Origin of the sequence: Caulobacter segnis ATCC 21756, assembly GCF_000092285.1 — a bacterium.
Taxonomy (GTDB): Bacteria; Pseudomonadota; Alphaproteobacteria; order Caulobacterales; family Caulobacteraceae; genus Caulobacter; species Caulobacter segnis.
Genome location: NC_014100.1, coordinates 4483170 through 4509941, shown reverse-complemented (window position 1 = coordinate 4509941; position 26772 = coordinate 4483170). Strand labels below are relative to the sequence as shown.

Below are 26772 nucleotides of genomic sequence, written 5' to 3'. Positions count from 1 at the left end.
GCGGCGCGCATGTCTTGGCTATCCCCCTTCGGGCCTTGTGAGGCTAGACTCCCTGACGATGAATCGAAACCCGCGCCCCACCTTTCTGGAGTTCTTCGCTGGCGGCGGCATGGCCCGCATCGGCCTGGGGAATGGCTGGACCTGCGCTTTCGCCAACGACTTCGATCCGGTGAAGGCCGCGACCTACCGCGCCAACTTCGGCGCCGACGAGGGGCATTTCCAGCAAGGTGACGTCTTCGCGCTCTCCGCCGAGACCTTGCCGACGGCGGATCTGGCTTGGGCCTCCAGCCCTTGCCAGGACTTCAGCCTCGCCGGCGCCCGGGCGGGCCTCGCCGGCGGCAAGTCCTCGGCCTTCTTCGGTTTCTGGACCTTGATGAAGGCGATGTCGGCCGAGGAGCGGGCGCCGCCCGTGATCGTCATCGAGAACGTCGTCGGACTTCTGACCTCGCATCACGGCGATGACTTCAACGCCCTGTGCGGCGCGCTGAGCCAGGAAGGCTATCGCTTTGGCGCGGTCGAGATCGACGCGTCGGCCTTCGTCCCCCAGTCGCGCCCTCGGGTTTTCGTGATCGCCACGCGCCTGCCGACGGCGGGGCTGGAGGGCGCGAGCGGCTTCCACAGCCGCGCCATCCGAGAAGCGGCCGCGCGGCTGCCCGAAGATCTGAAGGCGCACTGGATCTGGTGGGGCGTTCCTTCGCCTCCGGCGCGCAACACCGATCTTGCGGCCATGCTGGAGCCTGACACCGCCGTGACCTGGAATCCGCCGGAACGGACCGAGGCCTTGCTGGCTCTGATGGCCTTGTCGCATCGCCAGGCGGTCGAGGCGAGGATCCAGGCGGGCGGTCGTTCGGTGGGCGCGGTCTTTAGGCGGATGCGCGGCGGCCAGCAGCGCGCCGAGGTGCGGTTCGATGGCCTGGCCGGATGCCTGCGCACGCCGCGGGGCGGTTCGTCCCGGCAGACCTTGCTGGTGATCGACGAAGGCCGGGTCCGGTCGCGTCTCCTGACCCCGCGCGAAGGCGCTCGCCTGATGGGCTTGCCCGACAGCTACCAGCTCCCGGCGTCACAGACATCGGGCCTGCAGGTGGTCGGCGACGGGGTCGCGGTTCCGGCGGTGCGGTGGCTCGCCGAAACGCTTCTGGAGCCGCTCGTCTATAGCAAAACTGCAAGCCTTGCCGCCGAATGACCTCCTGACAGTCGGGGGATAGGGGGCTAGGGTGCGCCGCTTCCCGCAACCCAAGTCTCCGAGGTGTTCCGATGGACGACGCTTCCTCCCTCTATGACGCCGCCCGCTTCAAGCGCGCGGGGCGCGGCAAGGTCTACGACTCGATCATCGATACGATCGGCGACACGCCGCTCGTGCGCCTGCCCCGTCTGTCGGCCGAGCTGAAGCCCAAGGGCGAAGTCCTCGCCAAGCTGGAATTCTTCAACCCGATCTCCTCGGTCAAGGACCGGATCGGCGTCTCGATGATCGAGTCGCTCGAGGCCCAGGGCATCCTGAAGCCCGGCTCCACGATCGTCGAACCCACCAGCGGCAATACCGGCATCGCCCTGGCCTTCGTGGCGGCGGCCAAGGGCTACAAGCTGACGCTCGTCATGCCGGAAAGCATGTCGATCGAGCGCCGCAAGATGCTGCTGCTGCTGGGCGCCAAGCTGGAGCTGACTCCGGCCGAGAAGGGCATGCGCGGCGCGGTCGCCCGGGCCCAGGAACTCATCGAAGCCACGCCCGGCGCGGTCATGCCCCAGCAGTTCGAAAACAGCGCCAATCCGCTGATCCACCGGGTTTCGACGGCCGAAGAGATCTGGAACGACACCGCCGGGGCGGTGGACGCGGTGGTCTCGGGAGTCGGCACGGGCGGCACCATCACTGGCGTCGGCCAAGTGCTGAAGGCCCGCAAGCCGTCGCTGAAGATGGTGGCGGTCGAACCTGAGGCCTCGCCGGTGCTGTCGGGCGGCGCGCCGGGCCCACACAAGATCCAGGGCATTGGCGCGGGCTTCGTGCCGGGCGTGCTGGATCGCGGCGTGATCGACGACATCGTCCAGGTCAGCAATGACGACGCCTTCGCCATGGCCCGCCGCGCGGCGGCCGTCGAAGGTCTGCCTGTCGGCATCAGCTCGGGCGCGGCGCTGGTGGCGGCGTTCGATCTGGCCTTGCGCGACGAGTACAAGGGCAAGACGATCGTCACGATCATTCCCAGCTTCGCCGAACGCTACCTGTCGACCGCGCTGTTCGACGGGCTCTAGGAGCCGGCGGGCGCTTGACCGACGTCTACGACAAGGAAAAGCGCTCCGCCGTCATGGCGCGGGTCGGGAGTAAGGACACATCGCCGGAAATGGCGGTGCGCCGGATGCTCACCCGCCTGGGCGCCCGCTATCGTCTGCATCGGAAGGACCTGCCCGGCAGTCCCGACATCGTCCTGCCGGGTCGCAAGCTGGCCATCTTCGTCCACGGCTGCTTCTGGCACGGCCACGACTGCGCGCGGGGCGCTCGTGTCCCCAAGGCCAATCGCGACTACTGGCTGGCCAAGGTCGCCCGTAACACGGCGCGCGACGAGAAGGCCGCGGCGGCCTTGGGCGCCGAAGGCTGGGCCGTGGAGACCATCTGGGAATGTGAGTTGAAGGACGAGGCTGGCCTTGCTGATCGCCTGGCCAGCCGGCTCGCGCTGACCTCCAGGGACTCCGCCCCCTAACCGCTGGATCGAGCCTCGGCTTCTGGCGGGCGCGATCCCGAAGCGCCTTCCGACGTCACGCGGGCCAGGGCGGAATAGAGCTCGAAGGGATCGATCGGCTTGGAGACGTGATCGTTCATCCCCGCGGCGGCGCACGTCTCCCAATCCTTGGGGTTCGCCGAGGCGGTGACGGCGATCACGGGCACGTCTTGGTTCGGCCCGCCGCTTGCGCGTAGGCGCTGAGTGGCGGCGCGGCCGTCCATGCCTGGCATGTAGACGTCCATCAAAACCACGTCGAAAACCTCGGACTGCAACAGCTCCAGGGCCTGTTCGGCGGACTCCGCCAGCGTCGCTCGGACGCCAAGCGGCTCAAGCACCAGTTCAAGCGCGCGACGATTGACGAGATGGTCGTCCACCACCAGCACCCGCAGGTCCGCGATCAGCGGCGATTGCGGCGCATCCGCCGGCGCTTCGGCGATCTCAAGCCTGGCGGTGATGGTGAAGCGCGCGCCTCCGCCGGACGGACTGCTCGCGGAAAGATCGCCGCCCATCAGGCGCGCCAGCTCGCGGCTGATGACGAGCCCAAGGCCAGACCCTCCGTGGTGACGGGCGATCGCTTCGCTGAGCTGTTCGAAGGGCGTAAAGAGCCGAGAAAGCGCGGCCTCGGGTATGCCAGGACCCGTATCGATCACCTCGATCGACAGCAGGACGACGGAGCCTTCGATCTCGGCGCGCGGAGCGACCGTGATCTCGCCCCGCGTGGTGAACTTCAGGGCGTTCGACAGCAGATTGTTGAGGACCTGCCGAAGACGCATGGCGTCGCCCGCGACCCAGCGAGGCAGCGCAGCGGCGCCCTTGACCCGCAGGCGCAGACCTTTGCGGGTCGCTTCGGGGCGCCACAATCGCACCGTGTCGGCGATCGTCTGGCGCAGATTGAAGGGCGCCTTCTCGACCGACATCCGCCCGGCCTCCAGCCGCGAAAAGTCCAGCAGGTCGTTCAGAAGGCCGCGCATCAGGCCGCCAGCGTCGGCGATCAGCTGCGCCTGGACTTTCGAACTGGCCTCCGGAACCTCACTGTGCAGGCGGGTCGCGCCGGCCATGATGGCGCTGATCGGTGTGCGGAGTTCGTGACTGATCATCGCCACGAAGGCCGACTTCGCGGCGACGGCCTCCTCGGCTTCGTGCCGTCTCCGTTCGGCCTCATCCTTGGCCTCGGCCTCGGCCCTCAGCGCGGTATGCAGGGTGTGGGCCGCGATCGTCACGGTCGCGATCAGCAGCAAGGCGCCGAACCAGAGCGCGTTGGCCAGGGGAGACCCCGGATTGGCCGATCGGGCCACAAGCGGAACGATCAGGAGGTACAGGACATACGGGGTCGAGGCCGAGATGATCGCCGCGCGTTGGCTGCCGTTGATCACCACCACGTTCAGCAGGGCCCCGGCCAGCAACATGCCGCCCAACGTGGGAGCGAAACGCGCCTGGGACGCGAACAGCGGCAAGGAGAGGAAGCCGAAGACGGTCGAGGTCAGGACGGGCAGGACGGTTATCGTCAGACGTCGCCACAGCGCCTGCGCCCGCTCCGAGCGCCCGCGGACCCACCTCCAGCCCCAGAGCTCCACGAACTGCAGGGAGGCGTAGATCGCCGCCCACAGCCATACCCAACGCAGATGTATGAAGACGTCGAGGATCAGAGCGATCGCGAAGGCGGCGATCAGGCGCAGAGAGGTGTTCGCGCGTCGTGAAGCGAGCGCGTGGGCGGTCCGCCGTCTCTCCATTGCCGCGCTCATCAGCGCCATTCCCCTGAGGGCCCGACTGAAGGCCTCGGCGAGAGCTTAGGCCTGAAGGGCTAAGAGGGTGTGAAAAGAAATATGGTTGATCAATGACTTGACCCAAAACGGGGTCGGCGCGTCTTGGGTGCGCGGCGATCGTGCGTCCGCGTATCTATGGCCGTGGCCCGAAGGCGCGGGTGAAATCGGCCTGGTCGACGTCGTCGATTTCCAGGCGCTTGATCCGCGCCGTTTCGCCTGAGGCGAGCCTGACGGCTGAGCGCGGAATCTTCAGTGACTTGGCCAGGAAGGCGATCAGGGCCGCGTTGGCGGCCCCATCGACAGGCGGGCTGGCGACCCGGACCTTCAGATAGGGCCGGCCTTCGGGATCGAGCGCCCAGCCCTCCACCGCATCGCGGCCGCCGCGCGGGGTCAGCCGAATCGCCAGGATCTCAGCCAAAGGGACCGATCAGGGCCGCTTCAAGCGCCGGCAGGATGAACAGCTGAACGCCGCGCAGCAGCAGAAGCACGATGATCGGGCTGATATCGACGCCGCCGATCGCCGGGATGAACCGGCGGAACGGACGCAGGACTGGGTCGGTGATGCGATCCAGAACGGTGGCGACATTGTAGACGAACTGGTTGCGGCGGTTGATGACCTCGAACGCGAACAGCCAGCTCAGAATCGCCGAGATGACGATGGCCCACCAGAGGAGGTCCACCAGCGCGTTGATGATGAAGAAGACGAGATGGATGATCGGGGCCATGGGGTTTCCGTCTAGACGCCTGAGCTTCTTGCCCCGCCGGAACGATGCTGACAAGGCGCTGTTACAACCCCGCTTGACGAGACGGCTCAGGGGCCGTATCTCCGCCGCTCCTTGGGGCCGTAGCTCAGATGGTAGAGCGCCTCGTTCGCAATGAGGAGGTCAGGGGTTCGATTCCCCTCGGCTCCACCAAGGACCTCCCAGAAAGCGTGACTCTCGAGAGAGCCTGAGAAGACTCAGGCCCGCGCCCTCGTACGTCGCGGGTTCAGCTTCTGGACGCCGTGACCTGCGACCACGCGCCACAGCCCTGGTTAACGGGATCGTGGGCATCGAAGCCTAGCCTCTCGAGCCTGTCCACGAGATCGGCGTCGAGGGTCAAATGCATCAGCGTCACCCTATCGCGCTCCGGATCGGAGCGATCTTCTCCGCCGCTTGCGCCGCGTTCGCGGGCGCTTGCGCGTTCGCGGCCGAGACCCCGAGCAAGGCCGTCACCCTCAGCGGCGGTTACACTGTCGATGTCGCGGGCGTGGTTAGCGGAGGTCTCGCCAAACGGGGGCGCGTCTTGGACGATCTCCAATTCGGCGCCGACATCGACTTGGACAAGGCGTTTGGCTGGGAAGGCGCAAAGGCCCATGCGCTTTTGCTGAACAACAGCGGCGCCATGCCCAACGATGACGCCGGCACGGTGCAGGGCGTCAACAATATCGAAGTGACGCGCCAGAGAGCTCGTCTGTTCGAGGCCTGGGTCGAGCAAAGCTTCGGCGACAAGGGCTCGTTGCTCGTGGGCCTCTACGACCTCAACAGCGAATTTTACGCCAATGACAGCGCGGGATTGCTGCTGGCGCCGGCTTTCGGCATCGGCTCGGAATTGGCGGCCACCGGCCCGAACGGCCCCTCCATCTTCCCATCGACGGCCCTGTCCGTGCGCGGCAGCTGGACGCCGAACGAGCACGTCTACGTCCAGGCCGCGGCGATCAACGCCCATTCCGGTGTTCTGGGCGATCCCGGCGGCGTCTGCACCGAGTTCGAGAATGGCTTGCTGACGATCGCCGAAGCGGGCTGGCGGGGGCGTGGCAAGGTCGCCTTCGGAGCTTGGCGCTACACCAAGAAGCAGCCGGATATTCGAGACGTCGTCGCGGACGGTCTCCCAGCCTCTCGGACGGCGCAAGGCGCCTACCTCCTGTTGGAGCGACAGCTTACGGGCGAAGGCGAGGACGCGGTACGCAAGACGACCGCTTTTGCTCGTCTGGGTCTTTCCGATGGCGACACCACGGCCTTCAGCGGCGGCTGGCAGGCTGGTCTGCTGGTCGAGCGCGTTTTCGAAAGCCGCCCCGACAGCGCCTTCTCGGTCGGGGTGAACCAGGCTTTCCTCACGGGCAAGTTCCGCGCGAACGCGCTGGACGAAGGTCAGCTCCTCACGCGCGCGGAGAGCGCGATAGAAGTCACCTATTCCGACAAGATCGGACCCGTCACCATCCAGCCGGACCTGCAATATGTCCGAAACCCCGGCGCAGACAGCAGCGTCGGCCACGCCCTGGTCGCCACGGTGCGGTTCGGGGTGGCGTTTTGACGCCACCCCGTCCTAGACCTTAAGCCAGCGCCGCTTCGGCGACGGCTTCGGCGGTGATGCCGAACTTCTGGTAGAGCACCTCGAACGGCGCGGAGGCGCCGAAGCTCTTCATGCCGACGAACTTGCCGGTCTCGCCGATGAAGCGCTCCCAGCCCATCCGAATGCCCGCCTCGACGGCGACGCGGACCGGCGCCTTGCCGATGACGGCCGCCTGGTAGGCGGCGTCCTGCTTGTCGAACAGCTCCCAGCAGGGGGTTGAGACGACGCGGGTCGGCTTGCCCTTGGCCTGCAGGATGTCGCGCGCGGCGACGGCGACGCCGACCTCGGTGCCCGAGGCGAAGATCGTCACCTGCGCCTCGCCGCCCTCGGCCGCCAGCAGCTCATAGGCGCCCTTGGCGGAGAGGTCGCCGCCTTGCGCGCGGACGTGCGGGGTCTTCTGGCGCGAAAGGGTCATCACCGACGGTGTGCGCGTCTGTTGCAGGGCGACCTTCCAGCACTCGGCGGCTTCCACCGCGTCGGCCGGGCGGAAGACCAGCAGGTTCGGAATGGCGCGTAGGGAGGCCACGTGCTCGACCGGCTGGTGGGTCGGGCCGTCCTCGCCCAGGCCGATGGAGTCGTGGGTCATCACGTGGATGACGCGCGCTTCCATCAGCGCGCCCAGACGGATGGCGGCGCGGCTGTAGTCGGCGAACGCCAGGAAGGTGCCCGAGTACGGGATCACGCCACCGTGCAGCGACATGCCGTTCATGGCCGCGGCCATGCCGAACTCGCGCACGCCGTAGTGGACGTAGCGGCCCTTGTAGTCGGGCGTGTCGAACGCGCCCATGCCCTTGACCAGGGTGTTGTTCGAGCCGGTCAGGTCGGCCGAGCCGCCGATCATCTCGGGGATCGTCGGAACCAAGTGATCCAGGGCCGAGCCGGAGTGCACGCGCGTGGCGTTGACGGGCTTGGTCTCGAGGGCCTTGGCGATATGAGCGTCCAGGGCCTCGAAGGCGTTGGCCGGCAGCTCGCCCGCCATGGCGCGCTTGAAGTCGCTGGCGTTGATCGCGGCGGCCAGCTTGGCCTCCCAGGCCTTACGGACCTTGCCGCCGCGACGGCCGACGCTCTTCCAGGCCTTGGCGATGTCGTCGGGCATGGTGAACGGCGCGGCGTCCCAGCCCATGGCTTCACGGGCGGCTTTGATCTGGTCGTCGAACAGGGTGTAGCCGTGGCTGTGGGGGTCGCCTTCCTTGGGACCCGCGCCCTTCGAGATCAGCGTCTTGCACGCGATCATGGTCGGGCGGTCCTGCTTGGTGGCCCAGCGCAGGGCCGCGGCGATCTTGCCGTGGTCGTGGCCGTCGACGACCTTCACGGCCCAGCCGGCCGCCTTGAACCGGGCGACCTGGTCGCCGGTCTCGGAGATCGTGGCTTCACCGTCGATGGTGGTGTTGTTGTCGTCGAACAGCACCGTCAGCTTCTTCAGGCGCAGGCGGCCGGCGATGCTGATCGCCTCGTGGCTGACGCCTTCCATCAGGCAGCCGTCGCCGGCGATCACCCAGGTGCGGTGGTCGACGAGCTCATGACCAAAGCGCGCGGCCAGATGGGCTTCGGCCATCGCCATGCCGACGGCGGTGGCCAGGCCCTGGCCCAGCGGGCCGGTGGTGGTCTCGACGCCAGGGGTGTGATGGACTTCCGGGTGGCCGGGGGTCAGCGAGCCCCACTGACGGAAGTTCTCGATCTCCTTCATCGTCACGGCCTTGAAGCCGGTCAGGTGAAGCAGGGAATAGAGCAGCATCGAGCCGTGGCCGGCCGACAGCACGAAGCGGTCGCGGTCGGCCCAGTCGGGCTTGCTCGCGTCGAACTTCAGGAACTTGCTCCACAGCACGGTCGCCACGTCGGCCATGCCCATCGGCATGCCTTGGTGTCCGGACTTGGCCTTGTGCACGGCGTCCATGGAAAGGACGCGGATCGCGTCGGCCATCTTGATGGGCGAAACGGGCATGGAAGTTCCGTCTTATCGTTGTTTTGCGGGGCTGCGCGATCGGCGCAGTCGCATGGGAACCCGGAGGGGTCAACCCGCGACAAGGGCTTAAGACGGGCGCCGGACGCCCGCCGTGGACGCTATGCAACATGCTCCGCAGGCGTTATAGCTGGAGCGCGCCTTATGCTCACTTTCAGCATAAGGCGATCGTCAGATGGGAAAGGCCGGTCGCTTGGGTAGTCCGTCGTTCTTCTCGCCCTATCGCCATGGGTTCACCCGGGTGGCCACCGCTGTCCCGAAGGTGACGCTGGCCGACCCCGTCGCGAACGCCCAGAGCGTTCTGGCCCTGGCGCGCGAGGCTCATGACGCGGGCGTCGCGGTGATCGTGTTCCCCGAGCTCGGCCTCACTGGTTACACGATCGATGATCTGCTGCAGCAGGAGGTGTTGCTGGACGCCGCCGAGGCGGCGATCGCGACCCTGGCCGAAGCGAGCCGCGACCTCTCGCCGATGATCGTGGTCGGGGCGCCTCTTCGGGACGCCGGGCGGCTCTACAACACGGGCGTCGCGATCCAGGGCGGCGCGGTGCTGGGCGTCGTTCCCAAGAGCTTCCTGCCCAACTATCGCGAGTTCTATGAGCGGCGCTGGTTCACCCCGGGCGCCGGCGTGACGGGCAAGACCTTGAGCCTTGCGGGCCAGGCCGTTCCGTTCGGGACCGACGTCCTCTTCAAAGCGAGCGGTCCGACGCCGTTCACCGTCGGAATCGAGATCTGCGAGGACGTCTGGACGCCCAACCCGCCGAGTACGGCGCAGGCCCTGGCCGGTGCGGAAATCCTGCTGAACCTGTCGGCCAGCAACATCACCATCGGAAAGTCCGAGACCCGTCGCCTGCTGTGCGCCAGCCAGTCGGAGCGGGCGATCGCGGCCTATGTCTATTCCGCCGCCGGGGCGGGCGAGAGCTCCACCGATCTCGCCTGGGACGGTCACCTCGATATTCATGAGATGGGGCAGCTGTTGGCCGAGACCGCGCGGTTCTCAACGGGACCGGCCTGGACCTTCGCCGATATCGATGTCGAGCGCATCCGCCAGGAGCGGATGCGGGTTGGCAGCTTCGGCGACGCCATGGCCTTGGCGCCGCCCAGGGTCCCGTTCCGGGTGATCCCGTTCGATTTCCAGCCGCCCGCCGGCGACCTGGCCTTGGCGCGCGGCGTCGAGCGCTTCCCGTTCACGCCGTCGGATCCCGCCAAGCTGCGCGAGAACTGTTACGAGGCCTACAACATCCAGGTTCAGGGCCTGGCCCGCCGCCTGGAGGCTTCGGGCCTCAAGAAACTGGTGATCGGCATCTCGGGTGGGCTCGATTCCACCCAGGCGCTGCTGGTGGCCGCAAAGGCCGTCGATCAACTCGCCCTGCCGCGTGAGAACATCCTGGCCTACACCCTGCCGGGCTTCGCCACGTCCGACCGCACCAAGTCCAACGCCTGGTCGCTGATGAAGGCCATGGGGGTGACCGCCGCCGAGCTCGACATCCGCCCCGCCGCGACCCAGATGCTGAAGGACCTGGACCATCCGTTCGGGCGCGGCGAGCCCGTCTATGACGTGACGTTCGAGAATGTGCAGGCGGGCCTGCGCACCGACTATCTGTTCCGCCTGGCCAACCACAACGCCGCCCTGGTGGTCGGTACGGGCGACCTGTCGGAGCTGGCCCTGGGCTGGTGCACCTACGGGGTCGGCGACCACATGAGCCACTACAACCCCAATTGCGGGGCGCCCAAGACGCTGATCCAGCATCTGATCCGCTTCGTGGCCCATTCCGGCGACGTGGACGCCGCCACGACCGCTCTGCTGGAAGACATCCTGGCCACGGAGATCTCGCCGGAGCTTGTGCCGGGCGAGGAGGTCCAGGCCACCGAGAGTTTCGTCGGGCCCTACGCCCTGCAGGACTTCAATCTCTACTACATGACCCGCTATGGCATGGCGCCGTCCAAGATCGCCTTCCTGGCCTGGAGCGCTTGGCATGACGCGGAGAAGGGGGGCTGGCCAGTCGGCCTGCCCGACAACGCTCGCCGCGCCTACGACCTGCCCGAGATCAAGCGCTGGATGGAGCTGTTCCTGAAGCGCTTCTTCGCCAACCAGTTCAAGCGCTCGGCCGTGCCGAACGGTCCGAAGATCTCGTCAGGTGGCGCCTTGTCTCCGCGCGGCGACTGGCGGATGCCTTCCGACGTCACCGCGAACGCCTGGCTCGCGGAACTGCGCGCGGGCGTTCCAGACTGACGAAAATTCTTCGTTACTGACGACTTTCCCTTTAAGCACTCTTCGCAATAACGCCCTATCAGGGGCAAAAGACTAAGTGTGTGGGGATAAGTCTTGGCTGCGATCTATCCGGTGATCTTGTGCGGCGGTTCGGGCACGCGTCTGTGGCCCGCGTCGCGAAGCGACCAACCCAAACAATTCCTGAAGCTGGTCGGCGATCGATCCTCGTTCCAGGAGACGGTGCTGCGAGTCAAGGACATCCCCGGCGTCGCCGAAGTGGTGGTGGTCACCGGCGAGGCCATGGTCGGCTTCGTCGCCGAACAGACCGCCGAGATCGGCGCCTGGACGACAATCCTGGTCGAGCCGGAGGCGCGGGATTCAGCGCCGGCTGTGGCCGCGGCGGCCGCCTATGTCGAGCGCCAGGATCCGGACGGCGTCGTGCTGATGCTGGCGGCCGACCATCACATCTCAGAGCCAGACGTCTTCGAGCAAGCGGCGCTGGTCGCGGCTAAGGCGGCCGAGCAAGGCCTGATCGTCACCTTCGGCGTTCAGCCGACCGTGCCGGCGACCGGCTTCGGCTATATCCGTCCGGGCGCAGCCCTGCTGGACGGCTCGGTTCGGGAGGTCGCCGCGTTTGTCGAGAAGCCGGACCAAGCCACCGCCGAGCGGTACCTGCTTGAGGGCTATCTCTGGAACAGCGGCAATTTCGCCTTCAGGGCCGCCACGCTGCTGGGCGAGTTCGAGGCGTTCGAGCCGACGGTGGCGGCCGCCGCCAAGGCTTGTGTCGACGGCCTGGCGCTCGAAGCCGGCATCGGCCACCTTGATCGCGCCGCCTTCGCTCAGGCCAAGAAGATCTCGCTCGACTACGCGGTCATGGAGCGGACCCAAAAAGCCGCTGTCGTGCCCGCCGCCTTCGCCTGGTCGGACCTCGGCGCGTGGGATGCGATCTGGGAGGCCTCAACCCGCGACGGCGAGGGCAACGCCCAGGCCGGCGACGTCGACCTGCACGGTGCGACCGGCGTGCTCGTCCGCTCCACCGGCCCTTATGTCGGCGTTATCGGAGTCAGCGACATCGTCGTCGTGGTTGAGCCGGACGCTGTGCTCGTTTGCCATCGCAAGGACAGCCAGGCGGTCAAGACGCTGGTGGACGGCCTGAAGGCCAAGGGTCGTTCGATCGCTTCGCGCCGCAGCGCCTCGCCCAATGGAACCGAGACCCTGGTTTCGACGGACGGGTTCGATGTCGAGCTGCGGCGCGCCCCGGCCGGTGAGGCCCTCACCCTGCCCATCTCGACGATCCAACTGCTGGAGGGCGTTCTGGAGATGGACGGCGACGTCTACGCCGCCGGCGCCGTCATTCCGCTGGAGCGCGAGAGCCGCGCCCGGGCGATCGGGGCGGCGACCCTGTTGGTCACGCGCCCTCGCTAATCACGATCGTGGCGCCAGCGCCTACCTTCAGGCGTTGGCGGCGCGAGCGCTGACCGTCCGGTCCAGCTCCAGGATCGCCAGGGCGATGTGATAGAAAGAGCTCGCCGGAGCCGGTTCTTCCACGAAGGTTTCGTCGGGCTGGTACTTGTCACGCCACAGGCCCGGAACCGGCGTGCGCAGATAGGCCAGCAGCCCTTCCGCGCCGGCCGCGGCCATGTCCCAGTACTTGTCCTCGCCGGTGATCTCGGCGGCCAACACCGCCGCCTTGATCCGTTCGGTCTGAGGCCACAGGCGCGCGCCATTGTCGTGGATCGAGAAGTCATCCAACAGCGCGTTGATCGCCACCCCGCGAGACAGATCGATCCCATGCGCTTCGGCGTCGTCGATCATGCGCAGGGCCGCCTTCGTCGCGTCGGCGCGGCCCGAGAGCCTGCCCCAGCGCAGCAACAGCCAGCCCCACTCGAACTGGTGCCCCGGCTCGCAGATCCGGCCCTCCACGCCCGGCGCGGCGTTCCAGTCGAGGTCGAAGAACTCCCGGAGCTGGCCGCTTTCGGCCTGAATGAACTTCGAAAGGGCTAGTTCCGCGATCTCGTCGGCCAAGGCGCGCCAGGCAGGATCGTCGTCGATCGCGTTCCAGGCCAGCATGGCCTCGAACAGGTGCATGTGCGGGTTGGATTGCAGCGGTGTGGTGGGCGGGTTGGATTGATGGAAGCCCGCCATAGGATGTTTGCGCTCAACGATCAGTCTCTGACGGACCTCCACGGCGATCGCCTTGGCCTCGGCCGCGCGGGCCGGCAGCGCTTGGGCCACGGCCGCCAGGGCGAACATGGCGAAGGCCTGGTCGTAAAGCTCCGCGGTCTCGTCCAGGCTTTCGCCATTAGGTCCGATCAGGGTGCGGAAGAGGCCGTCGGGGCGGCGATACGCGGCGAGATAGAAAGACAGGCCATGTTCGACGGCCTCGCGCCAAGGCCCCTCCCAGCCTAGCTCGCCAGCGATTGCGAACGAGAAGATCTGGCGCGGCAGGACGCGGCCTCGGCGCGGGCCCTCAACGGGCGCGCCCTCAAGATCGAGCTTCTCGAAGAAGCCGCCCTTCTTGTGGTCTGCGCCGATCGTCCACCAAAGCGGATAGGCCGCCTCGGTCGCCCAGGTCTTGAGGCGGTCGCACAGGCGAGTGGCTTCGGCGAAGGCTTTGGTCATCAGAGGGCGTCTCCAGGGATGAGACCTTCTAGAGCGCAACCCGTGTCAAGGCCAAGACGGCGGTCTGGCGAATTCGTCTCGCGCGGGTTACTGCTCAAGGCATGACCGGCGCCTCTGATCTTCCGCCCCTGAAAGCCGTCTTCCTGGATCGGGACGGCGTGCTCAACATTGATCACGGCTATGTCTTCGATCCGGCGCGGCTGGAGTGGATAGAGGGCGCCCGTGAAGCCGTGGCGGCGATCAGCAGGGCGGGCTTGAAGGTCCTGGTCGTCACCAACCAGTCGGGCATTGGCCGAGGCTATTTCGACGAGGCGGACATGGACCGCTTCCATGACGCCATGCAGGACCAACTCGCTGAACTCGGGGGGCAGATCAACGCCTTCTACTATTCGCCATTCCATGAAGCGGCGATCGTGGAGGCCTATCGCGTGGCTGACCACCCTGATCGGAAACCCAATCCTGGCATGATTTTGCGGGGGTTGGCCGACTGGAACCTGAAGCCGGAAGAAGCCGTGATCATCGGTGATCGTCACATCGACGTGGAGGCCGGCAACCGCGCCGGCATGCCCGGCTATCTCTTCAAGGGCGGCAATCTGCGCGCTTTCGTCGCCCAGGTGCTGGGCGATCGCGTTCCAGAACTGAAATGAAGATCCTGCAGTTTGGCGGGACCGGTCAGGTCGCTACGGCTGTTCAGGCCGCCGCGCGCGAGGGGACTGAGGTCGTCGCGCTCTCCCGCGCCGAATGCGACCTCGAGGACCCCTCCGCCATCCGCAGGGCGATCCAGGCGGCCCAGTGCGACCTCGTGTTGAATACGGCCGCCTTCACCCACGTAGACCCCGCCGAGTCTCATCCAGACGAAGCCTTCGCCGTCAACGCGACCGCGCCTGGGGTGATGGCGGAGGTCTGCGCCGCGCGCGATTTGCCGTTCATCCACCTCTCGACCGACGCGGTGTTCGACGGTCTGACGGACCGCCCCTATGTCGAGACCGACGAGGCGAGGCCGCTCAACGTCTACGGCCGTTCCAAGCTGGCCGGCGAGCAGGCGGCGCTAGCCCATCCGCGCGCGGCCGTTCTGCGGATCTCGTGGGTCTTTTCGCGTTACGGCCGCAACTATGTCAGCTTCATGCTGCGTCTGGCGCGTGAGCGCGATGTCTTGAAGGTTGTCGCCGACCAGTTCGGGACGCCGACCGATGGCGAGGCCCTTGCCGCGTTTCTGGTCGAGACCGCGCCGCGCTGGGCCGCCGCGCCGTCGGGTGATCCGGCGTTCGGCCTCTTCCATTTCGCCAACGCCGGCGAGACCAGCCGCTTCGAGTTCGCCAAGGCGGCCATCGAGCGTGATCCGCTGTCGCGCGCCAAGCTTGAGCCGACGACCCAGGCCGCCTTCGCCGAACCCGCGCCTCGCCCGCCGCGTTCGCCGCTCGACACCGCCAAGCTGCGCGCGGTGTTCGGTTTCGAGCCAGAGCCCTGGCGGCCCGCGGTTGAACGGACGGCGGATCGGCTCGTTACGATGGGAGCGATCGGCTAGCGGCTGGCGCCCCGAGCGTCCGCGGGATAAACCGGCGGGACATTCCAAGACAATTCAGCGCGAGCGACCATGCAGATCTTCCTCGACAGCACCGACACGAAGGTCATCGCCGACCTGGCCTCCACGGGCTTGATCGACGGCGTGACCACCAATCCGACCCTGATCGCCAAGTCGGGGCGTCCTATGCTCGAGGTCATCGCCGAGATCTGCGACATCGTCCCGGGCCCGATCAGCGCGGAAGTTGCGGCCACGACGGCGGACGCCATGATCGCTGAAGGCCAGAAGCTGGCGAAGATCGCGCCGAACGTGGTCGTGAAGATCCCACTGACGCGCGACGGTCTGATCGCCTGCGCCGCCTTCGCCGACGAAGAGATCAAGACCAACGTCACCCTGTGCTTCTCGCCGACCCAGGCGCTGCTCGCGGCCAAGGCCGGCGCGACTTTCGTCTCGCCGTTCATCGGCCGCCTGGACGATTATGGCTTCGACGGCATGGACCTGATCCGCGACATCCGTACGATCTACGACAACTACGGCTACGAGACCGAGATCCTGGCCGCATCGGTGCGCAACGCCGCCCACGTCAAGGAAGCCGCCATTGTCGGCGCCGACGTGGTGACGATCCCGCCGGCGGTGTTCTCGGACCTTTATAAGCACCCCCTGACCGACAAGGGCCTGGAGCAGTTCTTGAAGGACTGGGCTTCAACGGGACAGTCCATCCTGTAAGCGACACCGCCCTTCGGGCGGGCGTTTCGCTCGCCTGAAGGGCGATCAAATGATCACAGTTTATTTCGCAGAGGCGAAGCTGGTTCGCAAACGCGAGCTCGCGCGTTAGAGGTGGTCCGTTCACAGAGGGCCACACTCATGGTTCCCAAGATCGCCGAGACCGAAGTCCGCCTGACCGGCCCCGAAGAGGCTGATCGGTTCTCGCGCTTCCTGCACGATTTCCTGTCCGACAATGGCTTCCCGTTCGTGATCATCCACGATGCGCCGGAGCGCCTGGGTCAGCTGCGTCGCGTGGTGTTCGAGGAAGTCAGCCTCAGCTTGAAGTTCGCGCGGGAATGGACGCACGGGCAGGGCGCGGCCTAGCCCCCTAGTCGCGCCAGCACCTCGGGGTGGTCTTTCCACGCTGGCATCTTGGCCATGTAGGCGATGGTCTCCTGCTCGGCTTGCCCCCGCGGACTGCCGCGTCGCTGTTGCCATTGCACCATGCGTTCGAAGCGGGTCGAGAAGTCCTGCAAAACGCCAGCCTCATCGACACAGTATGCGCAATAGTGACCCGTCTCGATCGGCATGCCGCAGCTTTCACAGGCTTGGCTCATCGGTCTTCTCCTTTCAGTTGGGTGACGAGCGCACGCAGGGCCTCGAGTAGGGCGTGGCGCTGGTCAGCTGTTAGGCCCCTGGCGGCGGCGGCCAATCGGGCGAGATCGAGGACGGTGCGGGCCTCCAGCAGCGCGGCCTGACCATCATTGGTCAGCCAGATCAGGCTGCGGCGTGCGTCGGTCGGGTCACGGTCCCGGGTCAGCAAGCCCTTGTCGACCATATGATCGACCATTTCGCTGAGCGTGCTGGGGGCGCGATCGATGTGCCGCGCCAATTCGCCGGCCGTGAGCGGTCCCGCCGCCGCCAGGTGATCCAGCAAGGCGATCGTCTCTGGCGAAAGCCGCTCGCGCTTGTCGCGGACACGTCGAACCGCCGCGCGATAGGTCGCCCGGAAAAGGTCCTCGAATTCGGAGGCGAAGGCGTCGCTCATGAATCGACGCTATGGGCGGCGAAAAGCTTCGTAAATCCCGAACGATCGAAGCGGTCTAAGGCTTGGGGGCTGTCCGCGTCGTTCGTTTGCGGCGGGCCTTTATCAGGTCCAGCAGGTGATGTTCGCCCTCGCCGGGCATGGCGGGGGAAGGGTCCGCAGCCTTGGACGGGCGCGGCGGAGGCAGATCGTCGCGCGTGGGGTTCTCGGCCAGAAGGTGCGCCGAGAGCATCATGTCGGTCTTCACGGGGCCGAAATCGGCCGCAGCGGTCCAGACGCGGATCGCCGCCTGGGCGAAGGCTTCCGACAGATCGGTCACCTCGATCATCGGCGCAGGGTCCTTGCGGATGCGGGGATCGCTCTCGGCGCGCTCGCGCAGGCGCTTGAGCACCAGAACCAGGTCCGTCTTCAGCGGCACCTTGAACAGCACGTCGGCCCGACGATAGCGGTGGGTGGAGTAGTTCAGGATGACATCCCCGAACACCTTGCTGTTGGGGATCATCACCTTGACGTTGTCAGGGGTGGCGATCTCGGTGAACAGCAGGTCCAGCGCCTTCACCGTGCCTTGGCGGGTCGCGGTCTCGATGACGTCTCCAACGCGATAGGGCCGGAACAGCAGGATCATCACCCCAGCCGCTACGTTGGATAGCGCGCCTTGCAGCGCCAAACCGATCGCCAAGGACGCCGCGCCCAGCACCGCCAGGATCGACGTCGTCTGCACGCCCAATTGCTGGAGGACGGCCACCAGCCCCACCGCGATCACCGCATAACGCGCCAACGACGCGCTGAAGCTCTCCAATGTGGGATCTGGCGCGTTGCGATGAACGCGGCTCAGGGTGCGCCGCATGAACCGGGCGGCCCAGCCGGCCGCCCAGAAGGTAACCGCCAGAGTCAGGCCGGCGACCACGAGATTGACGGCCACTCCGCCCAGCCAATCCAGGAAGTGGCCGAACATGGTCTCATCCGCGCGCACGTTCATCAGCGACGGCAGCGGCGTGTTCGCTGGGATCGGGTTAGGCTTAGTCTGCATGAAGGTCTCGATAGGCGCCCCCGCGCGTCCAGGTCAACGGTAGGATGCGCCCGTGGTTCCGCTTGCGCCCGTTGGCCAAGCGAATGGAAACAGTCAGTTACATCAATTGGCTCGAATTCGTCATGAACGGAGACTAAGAGCGCCGCCCATGAGCATGCCCTTCATCGACCTCGCCGCGCAGCAGCGCCGCATCCGCGACAAGATCGACGCCGCCATCGCCAAGGTGCTGGACAGCGGCGCCTACGTCATGGGCCCGCAGGTGCGGGAGTTCGAGGCGAAGCTCGCCGAATTCGGTCAGGCCAAGCTGGCCTTGTCCTGCGCCAACGGGACCGACGCCATCGCTCTGCCGCTGATGGCCTGGGATGTTGGTCCGGGCGACGCGGTGTTCTGCCCGTCCTTCACCTTTGCCGCGACGCCGGAAGTCGTGCCGTGGGTCGGCGCGACGCCCGTATTCGTCGATGTGCTGCCCGACACCTACAATATCGACCCCGCCAAGCTGGACGCCGCCATCGCGGGCGTGAAGGCCGAGGGCAAGCTCACCCCCAAGGTGGTCATCGCGGTCGACCTGTTCGGCCAGCCGGCGGACTATCCGGCGATCAAGGCGATCTGCGACCGCGAAGGCCTGAAGCTGATCGCCGACAGCGCCCAGGGCTTCGGCTGCACGCTGGACGGCGAGCATCCGCTGCATTGGGCGGACGTGGCGACCACCAGCTTCTTCCCGGCCAAGCCGCTGGGCTGCTACGGCGACGGCGGCGCGGTGCTGACAAACGACACCACGCTGTGGGACCTGATGGACAGCTATCGCGTCCACGGCAAGGCCGTCGGCCCCGATCTCGCGGGCAAGACCTTCGACCACGACCCCAAGTACCTGAACACCCGCATCGGCATGAACTCGCGCCTGGACACGATCCAGGCCGCGATCTTGATCGAGAAGCTGGCGATCTTCGCCGAGGAGATCGCGCTGCGGCAGGTCGTGGCCGATCGCTATGCCGAGGGCCTGAAGGGCGCGGTGATCTCGACGCCCGCGGTGATCGAGGGCGGTGTCTCGGTCTGGGCCCAATACGTGATCGAGCACCGTGATCGCGACGGTTTGGCCGCGCATCTGAAGGCTCACGGGATCCCGACCGCCGTCTACTATCCGGTTCCGATGCACGTACAGGCGCCGTACGCGGCCTTCCCGCGGGGCGCGGGCGGCCTGCCGGTGACCGAGGCCAAGGCCGAGACCGTACTGGCTCTGCCGATGCACCCGTATCTGGGCGAAGCCGACCAGCGGAAGATCATCGACGCGATCCGGTCGTTCGGGGCCTAAGCGGCCTTCAGTGCGCGCCGGCGGGCCAGGTTGACCAGCTGAAGTAGGGCCGCGGCTCCCGTCAGGGCCACGCCCAAAGCGCAGACACCGGTCCAGCCGGCGCTCTTCCAGGCGAAGGCGGCGGCCGCGGAGCCGGCCGCGCCGCCCAGGAACATGCCGCCCATGAAGACGGTGTTGATCCGCGAGCGAGCTTCCGGCCGCAGCGCGTAGACGACATGCTGGTTTGAGACGAGGGCGCTCTGCACCGCGAAGTCCAACAGGATCACGCCGACGACCAGCCCCGGGATCGTGGTCCAGAGGCCGAAGATCAGCCACGAAACCAACGCTAAGCCCGCGCCCAGGGCGATGATCGGGCGCGGTCCGCGCTTGTCGGCGATACGGCCCGCCAACGGCGCGGCCAGGATGCCGACCGCGCCTATCACGCCGAACAGGCCGGCGACGTCGGCGCCGAGATGGAAGCGCGGCTCCTGGAGGCGCAGAGCCAAGGTTGTCCAGAAGGCCGTGAAGGTCGCGAACAACAGGGCCTGGGTCACCACGGCCAGGCGCAGGGCGCCGAACTCCGTCCAAAGCCGCCCTAGCGAGGCCAGCAAGGCGCCGTAGGAGAGCCCCGCTTGCGGATGGCTGCGCGGCAGCTTCCACGCCATCCAGCCGCCCGCGGCCAGGGCCATCGGCGCGCCCAGCCAGAACATCGCCCGCCAGCCGGCATGTTCCCCGACGAACCCGGCGAGCGTTCGGCTCAGCAGGATGCCGCACAGAAGGCCGGCCATGACCGTTCCGACCGTCGCCCCGCGTCGCTCTGGAGACGAGAGATGCGCGGCGAACGGTACGATCTGCTGGGCCACGGTCGACGCCGCGCCGACCAGCAGCGAAGTCAGGATCATCAGCCCCGCCGTTGGCGCGACGGCCGCCGCCACGAGGGCCGCCGCCAGGGCCAGGAACTGCAGCACGATCAATCGCCGACGCTCGATCAGATCGCCCAGCGGCACCAATAGGAACAGGCCGGCGGCGTAGCCCAGCTGAGTCGCGGTCGGCACCATGGCGGTCAGCCCGCTGGGCACGTCGCGCAGCATCAGGCCCAGCATCGGCTGGTTGTAGTAGATATTGGCGACGCCGATCCCGGTGGCCGCGGCCATGGCGAGGGTCAGTCCGCGGCTCAGGCCGCTGGCTTCCGAGGCTTGGGTCATCCGAGACTCCGAGCGAACGCCGAGCGGCCCATCCGGCCACAACGCGAAGCGACGCCTGGCGAGCTATATAGGCGCCCGGGGCCCAACGCCTAGTCGAGCATGGCTTCCAGCGTGGCGAGCTCATCGGCTTCGCGCGAGGGCTTGTCCCAGCGGATGCGGTTGATGCGCGGAAACCGCATCGCGACGCCCGACTTGTGACGGGTCGAGCGCTGCAGGCCCTCGAAGGCGACCTCGAAGACCAGGCCGAACTCCAGGTCCGCGCGGACCGAACGCACGGGACCGAAGCGCTCGATCGTGTGGTCGCGCACGAACTTGTCGATCTGCTTCAGCTCCTCGTCGGTGAACCCGAAATAGGCCTTGCCGACGGGGGTGAGGTTTCGGCGTCCCTCCTCGTCCTCACGCCAGACGCCGAAGGTGTAGTCGGAATAGAAACTGGATCGCTTGCCGTGGCCGCGTTGCGCGTACATCAGCACCGCGTCGATCAGGTGTGGGTCGCGCTTCCATTTGAACCACGGGCCCTTCGGCCGTCCCGGCTCGTAGACGCTGTCGCGGCGCTTGAGCATCAGCCCTTCGGACAGGCGGGCGTCGCCCGAGGGCGGATCGAGGCGCAGGGCGGCCAGCTCTTCCCAGGTCGAGAAGGGCTGGAGGGGCGAAAGGTCGATGCGTGTGGTCTTCAGGCGACCGACGAAGGCTTCCAGCCGAGCGCGCCGCGCGACGAAGGGTAGGCTCCGAAGATCCTCCTCGCCGTCCAGCATCAAATCGTAGGCGCGGATGCCGGCGGGGAAGTTCGCCAACTGCTTGCCGTCGACGGTCTTGCGATTGAGGCGTTGCTGCAGGTCGCCGAACGGGGCCAGGGCGCCGTCGCGCAGCACCAGCAGCTCGCCGTCGATCGCGCCTTCGAAGTCCAGCGCGTCGATCACGTCGGGAAAGCTGGCCGAGATGTCGTCGCCGGTGCGCGTGTACAGCTTGCGCATCCCCCGCTCGCTGACGGCCTGGACGCGGATGCCGTCCCATTTCCATTCGGCGACGTAGTCGGCGGGATCGAGCTTGGCGAAGTCGACAGCCTCGTCGATCGGCTGGGCCAGCATCACCGGTCGGAAGCGTCCCGGCGCATCGGGCGAAGGGCGCTCCGAGCGTCCTTCCAGCCAGGCGAAGAGGTCGCCATAGGGCGGGCTCATCGCGTGCCAGACTTCTTCGATCTCGCCGATCTCGACGCCGCCAAAGTTGGCGCAGGCCTGCTTGGCTAGACGCGAGGAGACACCCACCCGCAGGCCGCCGGTCATCAGCTTCAACAGCGCCCAGCGGCCGTCGGGATCCAGGGCGTCGAGCCATCCCTCGATCAAGCGTTGCACTTCGGCGCGAGAGGCCGAGTGCAGGGCGTCGATCACCTCGGAAAGCTCCGGCGGCCGGTTCGCGCCGGGCTTGGCGGGCCAGACCAGGGCGACGGTCTCGGCGAGGTCCCCGACATAGTCGTAGGACCAGCCGAACAACTGGGCGTCCATCCGCGCCTCGACCGCCTTGCGGATGAAGGCCGGCTTGGCGGCGTTGAACGACAGCGCGCCCGTCAGCGCGGCCAGGGCGTAGCCGCGATCGGGATCCGGCGTCTGGCGCAGGTGGTCCTCGATCAGAGTCAGCTTGGCGTTGCGCGAGCTGGTCAGGGACAGCCGGTCGAGCAGGTGGGCGAAGGCGCGCATGGACATGGAATGTCGGACGGCTCCCTTCGTTCAGCTCAAGCCAATACGCACAGCTCCTTCGCGCGCGGGCAAGGGACCGGCGCTCCGCCCAGAAACAAAACCGCCGCGAAAGCGGTGAGGCTCTCGCGGCGGCTCCAGTCTTCAAGGTTTCGGGGCGATCAGGCGCGTTCGTGAACGGCCTCTTCCGCCGCCAGCGGCTGGGGCAGACGATTGACCATCTCCTTCGGGCAGACCTGCCAGAACTGGTCGCGGACGCGGTCCCAGTCGCGGAGCAAGGTCGCGGCGAAGACCGAGTCGGTCTCGCGAGCATGCTCTGCGATCAGCGAACGCAGCACGCCCTCCCAGTAGGGCGAGGCCAGGCGCTGAACGAGGATGCTGTCGGGATTGATGTTGGACTGGAAGCGGTCGTGCTGGTCGAGCACGAAGGCCATGCCGCCGGTCATGCCGGCCCCGAAATTGTTCCCCGTCGGGCCCAGGATCACCACCTGGCCGCCGGTCATGTACTCGCAGCCGTTGGCGCCGCAGCCCTCGACCACCGTCACGGCGCCCGAGTTGCGGACCGCAAAGCGCTCACCCGCCTGGCCGGCCGCGAACAGTCGGCCCGAGGTGGCGCCGAACAGCACGGTGTTGCCGATCAGGGTGTTGGTCTCGGGGGCCGCGAGACCCCGCGCAGGCTTGATCACGATCGTCGCGCCCGACAGGCCCTTGCCGACATAGTCGTTGGCCTCGCCGGTGAGCTCGATCCGCAGCCCCTGGACTGCGAAGGCGCCCAGGCTTTGGCCGGCCGAGCCCTTCAGCTGGACGGTCAGGTGGCCCGATGGCAGGCCCTTCATGCCGAACTTGCGGACGATGTGGCTGGAGGTGCGGGTGCCGATGGTGCGGGCGGTGCTGCGGACCGTGTAGGTCAACTGCATCTTCTCGCCGCGCTCCAGCAGCGGGGCGGCGTCGCGGACGATCTGGGCGTCCAGCGTGTCCGGCACCGCGTTGCGGCCCTCGACCGTGCAATAGGGCTTGTTCGCGCCCGGATCGGCGCGGACCAGCAGCGGGTTCAGGTCGAGGTCGTCGAGGTGCTCGCCGCCGCGGCTGACCTGGGCCAGCAGGTCGGTGCGACCGACGATCTCCTGCAGGCTCCTGAAGCCCAGGCCCGCCAGGATCTCGCGCACCTCTTCGGCGACGAAGGTGAAGAGGTTGATGACCTTGTCGGGCGTACCGGTGAACTTGGCGCGCAGGGCCTCGTCCTGGGTGCAGACGCCCACGGGGCAGGTGTTCGAGTGGCACTGGCGCACCATGATGCAGCCCATCGCCACCAGCGATGCGGTGCCGATGCCGAACTCCTCGGCGCCCATCATCGCCGCGATGACGATGTCGCGGCCCGTGCGCATGCCGCCGTCGGCCCGCAGGACGACGGAGTGGCGCAGGTTGTTCAGCGTCAGCACCTGGTTGGCTTCCGACAGGCCCATCTCCCAAGGACCGCCGGCGTACTTCACCGAGGTCTGGGGCGAGGCGCCCGTGCCGCCGACGCCGCCGGCGACCAGGATCACGTCGGCCTTGGCCTTAGCCACGCCAGCCGCGATCGCGCCGATGCCGGTTGCGGCCACTAGCTTCACCGTGACCCGGGCGATCGGGTTGATCTGCTTCAGATCATAGATGAGCTGAGCCAGGTCCTCGATCGAGTAGATGTCGTGGTGCGGCGGCGGGCTGATCAGCATCACGCCGGGCGTCGAGTGACGCAGGCGGGCGATCATCTCGGTGACCTTGAAGCCGGGAAGCTGGCCGCCCTCGCCGGGCTTGGCGCCCTGGGCGACCTTGATCTCCAGCTCGACGCACTGGTTCAGGTACTCGGCGGTGACGCCAAAGCGCCCCGAGGCCACCTGCTTGATGGCGCTGTTGGGGTTGTCGCCGTTGGGCAGCGGCTTGTAGCGCGCGCTGTCCTCGCCGCCCTCGCCCGAGACCGAGCGGGCGCCGATGCGGTTCATCGCGATGTTCAGGGCGCCGTGAGCTTCGGGAGAAAGGGCCCCCAGGCTCATGCCCGGCGTGACGAAGCGCTTGCGGATCTCGTTGACGCTCTCGACGTCGTCGGTCGAGATCGGGTTACGGTCGGAGCGCCAGTCCAGCAGGTCGCGCAGCTGGATCGGCTTCTGCGTGCGCAGGCCGTTGGACCAGCGGCGATAGAGCTCGTAATCGCCGGTGTCGCAGGCCGTCTGCAGGGTGTGCATCAAGCGCGCCTCGAACGCGTGGGCCTCGCCCGAGCGGCGGGCCTTGTACAGGCCGCCGACCGGCAGGGTGACGGCGGGCGTCCCCCAGGCCTTGCGGTGCAGCTCGACCGCCTTGCTCTCGATGCCGGCGAGGCCGATGCCCGAGATGCGCGACGGCATGCCGGGGAAGAACTCAGCCGCCAGGGCGCGCGACAGGCCGACGGCTTCGAAGTTGTAGCCGCCGCGGTACGAGGAGATGACGCTGATGCCCATCTTGGAGATGATCTTCAGCAGGCCGCCCTCGATGGCCGTCTTGAAGTTGATGCAGACGTCGCGCAGCGACTTGTCGCCGATCAGGCCGCGCTCCAGGCGGTCCTGGAAGCTCTCCTGGGCGAGATAGGCGTTCACGGCCGTGGCGCCGACGCCGACCAGCACCGCGAAGTAGTGCGTGTCCAGGCATTCGGCCGAGCGGACGATGATCGAGACGTAGGAGCGCAGGCCCTTGGCGACCAGGTGGGCGTGGACGCCGCCGGTGGCCAGGATTATCGGCAGGGCCACGCGCTCGGCGTCGCTGGCCTCGTCGGTCAGGACGATGGCGCCGCAGCCGCGCAGCACGGCGTCCTCGGCTTCGGCGCGGATGCGGTCGAGGTTGGCGCGCAGGGCGTCCCCGGCGCGGGCCTCGGCGGCCGGCAGCGGCATGGTGCAGTCGATGACCGCGACGTTCTTCTCGCCCAGCAGCGTGTGGACGCGTTCGTACATGCCGGTGGTCAGCACGGGGCTTTCCAGCACGTAGACGTCCGCCTGGGCCGCGTCCTGCGCCAGGATGTTGCCGAGGTTCTTGAAGCGGGTCTTCAGGCTCATGACGCCGGTCTCCCGCAGGGGGTCGATCGGCGGGTTGGTCACCTGGCTGAAGTTCTGGCGGAAGTAGTGGCTGAGGGGGCGGTACTTCTCCGATAGCACCGCCAGCGGAGTGTCGTCGCCCATCGAGCCGACGGCTTCCTTGCCTTCCTCGACCATGGGGGCGAGGACCATCTCCAGGTCTTCGAGGCTGTAGCCGGCGGCGGCCTGACGACGGGTCAGTTCCTCGCGGCCAAACTTGCGCGGCTCGGGACCGGGACCGATCTCCTTCTCAAGATCGACCATGTTGCCCAGCCACTCGGTGTAGGGGTGGCGGCCGGCCAGTTCGTCGATGATCTCGTCCTCGCCGTAGAGGCGGCCTTCGGCGAGATCGATGGCGATCATCCGGCCCGGCGAGATGGCCAGTTTGCGGGTGATGCGGGATTCCTCGACGCCGCACATGCCGGCTTCCGAGCCCATGATGACCAAGCCGTCGTCAGTATAGGCCACGCGCAGCGGGCGCAGGCCCGAGCGGTCCTTGCCGGCCACGACCCAGCGACCGTCGGTGGCGCACAGGGCGGCCGGACCGTCCCACGGCTCCATGACGGCGTTGCAGTAGGAATAGAGCGCCTTGTGCGACTCTTTCATCTTCGGGTTGGCGGCTTCCGGCACCAGCAGGGCCTTGGCCATCGGCGCGTCGCGACCGGCGCGCACCAGAACCTCGAAGGTGTTGTCGAGGTTGGCGCTGTCGGAGGCTCCCGGCTGGATCACCGGCTTCACGTCGTCCCCGAACTCGCCGAAGGCCTGGGCGGCCATCTTGATCTCGTGGGACTTCATCCAGTTGATGTTGCCCTTGATCGTGTTGATCTCGCCGTTGTGGGCAAGCATCCGGAAGGGCTGGGCCAGGCGCCACTGCGGGAAGGTGTTGGTCGAATAGCGCTGGTGGAAAATCGCCACGGCTGCGGCGAAGCGCTCGTCCTTCAGGTCGGGATAGAACTCGTCGATGTGTTCGGCGAGGAACATGCCCTTGTAGATCAGCGACTTGGCCGAGAACGAGCAGATGTAGAAGTCGGTGACGTTCTGGGCGTGGACGCGCTTTTCGATGCGCTTGCGGCACAGGAACAGGGCGCGCTCCAAGGCCTCGCCTTCCAGACCGGCGGGGGCGGCCAGCATGATCTGCTCGATCTCGGGCCGCGTGGCGTTGGCCTTCTCGCCGATCACCGAAGTGTCGACCGGCACCTGGCGCCAGCCGTAGATGTAGAAGCCGAAACGCAGGGCCTCGGCCTCGACGATCGTCCGGCACAGTTCCTGGGCCCCGAGGTCGGTACGGGGCAGGAAGACTTGGCCGACGGCGATCGGACCCTGACGCAGGGCGTGGCCGGTGCGGCGCACTTGGTCGACGAAGAAATCTTGAGGAACGCTGACCAGCACGCCGGCGCCGTCGCCGGTCTTGCCGTCGGCGTCGACCGCGCCCCGGTGCCAGAGGGCCTTCAAGGCCTTGATCGCCAGTTCGACGACCTCGCGGCGAGGCTGGCCGTCGATGGCGCAGACCAGGCCCACGCCGCAAGCGTCGCGCTCGGTCGACGGGTCATAGGCGTGGCCATCGATCAGGGCCTGGCGGTTCTTCAGATAGAGGTCCATCGCGGTCATGGTCTCGG

Annotated in this window: 22 protein-coding genes and 1 tRNA gene; 12 read left to right on the top strand and 11 right to left on the bottom strand. The window is 67.3% G+C overall.

What is annotated here, in order from left to right:
* The first annotated feature begins 58 nt into the window (after positions 1 to 58).
* The 3 genes from CSEG_RS20615 (at position 59) to CSEG_RS20605 (ending at position 2687) form a co-directional block, all read left to right on the top strand.
* Entirely contained in the window at positions 59 to 1183 is a 1125-nt protein-coding gene (locus CSEG_RS20615; protein ID WP_013081165.1) for a DNA cytosine methyltransferase, read from the top strand.
* A gap of 71 nt (positions 1184 to 1254) precedes the next feature.
* On the top strand, positions 1255 to 2241 hold the full coding sequence (gene cysK / locus CSEG_RS20610; RefSeq protein WP_013081164.1) for a cysteine synthase A: 987 nt from the start codon (positions 1255 to 1257) through the stop codon (positions 2239 to 2241).
* Positions 2242 to 2255: 14 nt separating this feature from the next.
* Positions 2256 to 2687 (top strand): very short patch repair endonuclease, encoded by a 432-nt coding sequence (locus CSEG_RS20605; protein WP_013081163.1) that lies wholly within the window; start codon positions 2256 to 2258, stop codon positions 2685 to 2687.
* On the opposite strand, the gene CSEG_RS20600 is transcribed toward CSEG_RS20605, so the two are convergent.
* The 3 genes from CSEG_RS20600 to CSEG_RS20590 form a co-directional block, all read right to left on the bottom strand.
* On the bottom strand, positions 2684 to 4438 hold the full coding sequence (locus tag CSEG_RS20600; RefSeq protein ID WP_013081162.1) for an ATP-binding protein: 1755 nt from the start codon (positions 4436 to 4438) through the stop codon (positions 2684 to 2686). The two genes, CSEG_RS20605 and CSEG_RS20600, sit on opposite strands and share 4 nt — an antisense overlap.
* Positions 4439 to 4604: 166 nt before the next feature.
* The gene (locus CSEG_RS20595) at positions 4605 to 4889 is read right to left on the bottom strand and encodes a DUF167 domain-containing protein (protein WP_013081161.1); all 285 of its coding nucleotides are present in this window, start codon (positions 4887 to 4889) and stop codon (positions 4605 to 4607) included.
* A complete protein-coding gene (locus CSEG_RS20590; RefSeq protein ID WP_013081160.1) occupies positions 4882 to 5196 on the bottom strand; it encodes a YggT family protein in 315 nt (104 codons plus the stop codon). Before CSEG_RS20590 ends, CSEG_RS20595 begins: the two co-directional genes overlap by 8 nt.
* Before the next feature lie 113 nt (positions 5197 to 5309).
* Between CSEG_RS20590 and CSEG_RS20585 the strand changes: the two genes are divergently transcribed.
* Together CSEG_RS20585 and CSEG_RS20580 are read left to right on the top strand one after the other, a co-directional pair.
* Positions 5310 to 5385: transfer RNA gene (locus CSEG_RS20585), tRNA-Ala, on the top strand.
* Positions 5386 to 5572: 187 nt separating this feature from the next.
* Positions 5573 to 6763, top strand: coding sequence for a carbohydrate porin (locus CSEG_RS20580; protein ID WP_013081159.1), 1191 nt, complete (start codon positions 5573 to 5575; stop codon positions 6761 to 6763).
* A 19-nt stretch (positions 6764 to 6782) separates the two neighbouring features.
* Here CSEG_RS20580 and tkt read toward each other — a convergent pair whose 3' ends face one another.
* Positions 6783 to 8744 carry a transketolase gene (tkt, locus tag CSEG_RS20575; RefSeq protein ID WP_013081158.1) on the bottom strand — a complete coding sequence of 654 codons (1962 nt, stop codon included), beginning with the start codon at positions 8742 to 8744 and terminating at the stop codon, positions 6783 to 6785.
* A gap of 211 nt (positions 8745 to 8955) precedes the next feature.
* Here tkt and CSEG_RS20570 point away from each other — a divergent pair, with 211 nt between their 5' ends.
* Both CSEG_RS20570 and CSEG_RS20565 read left to right on the top strand, forming a co-directional pair.
* Entirely contained in the window at positions 8956 to 10992 is a 2037-nt protein-coding gene (locus CSEG_RS20570; protein WP_041538774.1) for an NAD(+) synthase, read from the top strand.
* 93 nt (positions 10993 to 11085) lie between these two features.
* Complete coding sequence (locus CSEG_RS20565; RefSeq protein WP_013081156.1) at positions 11086 to 12396, top strand: mannose-1-phosphate guanylyltransferase/mannose-6-phosphate isomerase; 1311 nt, start codon at positions 11086 to 11088, stop codon at positions 12394 to 12396.
* Between the two features lie 27 nt (positions 12397 to 12423).
* On the opposite strand, the gene CSEG_RS20560 is transcribed toward CSEG_RS20565, so the two are convergent.
* On the bottom strand, positions 12424 to 13593 hold the full coding sequence (locus CSEG_RS20560) for an AGE family epimerase/isomerase (protein ID WP_013081155.1): 1170 nt from the start codon (positions 13591 to 13593) through the stop codon (positions 12424 to 12426).
* A gap of 101 nt (positions 13594 to 13694) precedes the next feature.
* On the opposite strand from CSEG_RS20560, the gene CSEG_RS20555 reads away from it, so the two are divergent.
* The 4 genes from CSEG_RS20555 (at position 13695) to CSEG_RS20540 (ending at position 16204) form a co-directional block, all read left to right on the top strand.
* A complete protein-coding gene (locus CSEG_RS20555) occupies positions 13695 to 14240 on the top strand; it encodes a D-glycero-alpha-D-manno-heptose-1,7-bisphosphate 7-phosphatase (protein WP_013081154.1) in 546 nt (181 codons plus the stop codon).
* Positions 14237 to 15118, top strand: coding sequence for a dTDP-4-dehydrorhamnose reductase (rfbD, locus tag CSEG_RS20550; RefSeq protein WP_013081153.1), 882 nt, complete (start codon positions 14237 to 14239; stop codon positions 15116 to 15118). Before CSEG_RS20555 ends, rfbD begins: the two co-directional genes overlap by 4 nt.
* Before the next feature lie 69 nt (positions 15119 to 15187).
* Positions 15188 to 15841 (top strand): fructose-6-phosphate aldolase, encoded by a 654-nt coding sequence (fsa, locus tag CSEG_RS20545; RefSeq protein WP_013081152.1) that lies wholly within the window; start codon positions 15188 to 15190, stop codon positions 15839 to 15841.
* 138 nt (positions 15842 to 15979) lie between these two features.
* Positions 15980 to 16204, top strand: a complete 225-nt coding sequence (locus CSEG_RS20540; protein WP_013081151.1) for a hypothetical protein — start codon at positions 15980 to 15982, stop codon at positions 16202 to 16204.
* On the opposite strand, the gene CSEG_RS20535 is transcribed toward CSEG_RS20540, so the two are convergent.
* Genes CSEG_RS20535 through CSEG_RS20525 form a run of 3 tightly spaced genes read right to left on the bottom strand, consistent with a single transcriptional unit; the run spans position 16201 to position 17895 of the window.
* Positions 16201 to 16437 (bottom strand): zinc ribbon domain-containing protein, encoded by a 237-nt coding sequence (locus CSEG_RS20535; RefSeq protein ID WP_013081150.1) that lies wholly within the window; start codon positions 16435 to 16437, stop codon positions 16201 to 16203. The two genes, CSEG_RS20540 and CSEG_RS20535, sit on opposite strands and share 4 nt — an antisense overlap.
* Positions 16434 to 16868, bottom strand: a complete 435-nt coding sequence (locus CSEG_RS21725) for a MarR family winged helix-turn-helix transcriptional regulator (RefSeq protein WP_013081149.1) — start codon at positions 16866 to 16868, stop codon at positions 16434 to 16436. Before CSEG_RS21725 ends, CSEG_RS20535 begins: the two co-directional genes overlap by 4 nt.
* A gap of 55 nt (positions 16869 to 16923) precedes the next feature.
* The gene (locus tag CSEG_RS20525) at positions 16924 to 17895 is read right to left on the bottom strand and encodes a mechanosensitive ion channel family protein (protein ID WP_013081148.1); all 972 of its coding nucleotides are present in this window, start codon (positions 17893 to 17895) and stop codon (positions 16924 to 16926) included.
* Between the two features lie 148 nt (positions 17896 to 18043).
* Here CSEG_RS20525 and CSEG_RS20520 point away from each other — a divergent pair, with 148 nt between their 5' ends.
* Complete coding sequence (locus tag CSEG_RS20520; protein ID WP_013081147.1) at positions 18044 to 19204, top strand: DegT/DnrJ/EryC1/StrS family aminotransferase; 1161 nt, start codon at positions 18044 to 18046, stop codon at positions 19202 to 19204.
* Here the strand turns inward: CSEG_RS20520 and CSEG_RS20515 are convergent.
* The 3 genes from CSEG_RS20515 to gltB form a co-directional block, all read right to left on the bottom strand.
* A complete protein-coding gene (locus tag CSEG_RS20515; protein ID WP_013081146.1) occupies positions 19201 to 20388 on the bottom strand; it encodes an MFS transporter in 1188 nt (395 codons plus the stop codon). The genes CSEG_RS20520 and CSEG_RS20515 overlap by 4 nt on opposite strands.
* Before the next feature lie 89 nt (positions 20389 to 20477).
* Complete coding sequence (locus CSEG_RS20510) at positions 20478 to 22088, bottom strand: cisplatin damage response ATP-dependent DNA ligase (protein ID WP_013081145.1); 1611 nt, start codon at positions 22086 to 22088, stop codon at positions 20478 to 20480.
* Positions 22089 to 22240: 152 nt separating this feature from the next.
* Complete coding sequence (gene gltB / locus CSEG_RS20505) at positions 22241 to 26764, bottom strand: glutamate synthase large subunit (protein ID WP_013081144.1); 4524 nt, start codon at positions 26762 to 26764, stop codon at positions 22241 to 22243.
* Between the last annotated feature and the right edge of the window lie 8 nt (positions 26765 to 26772).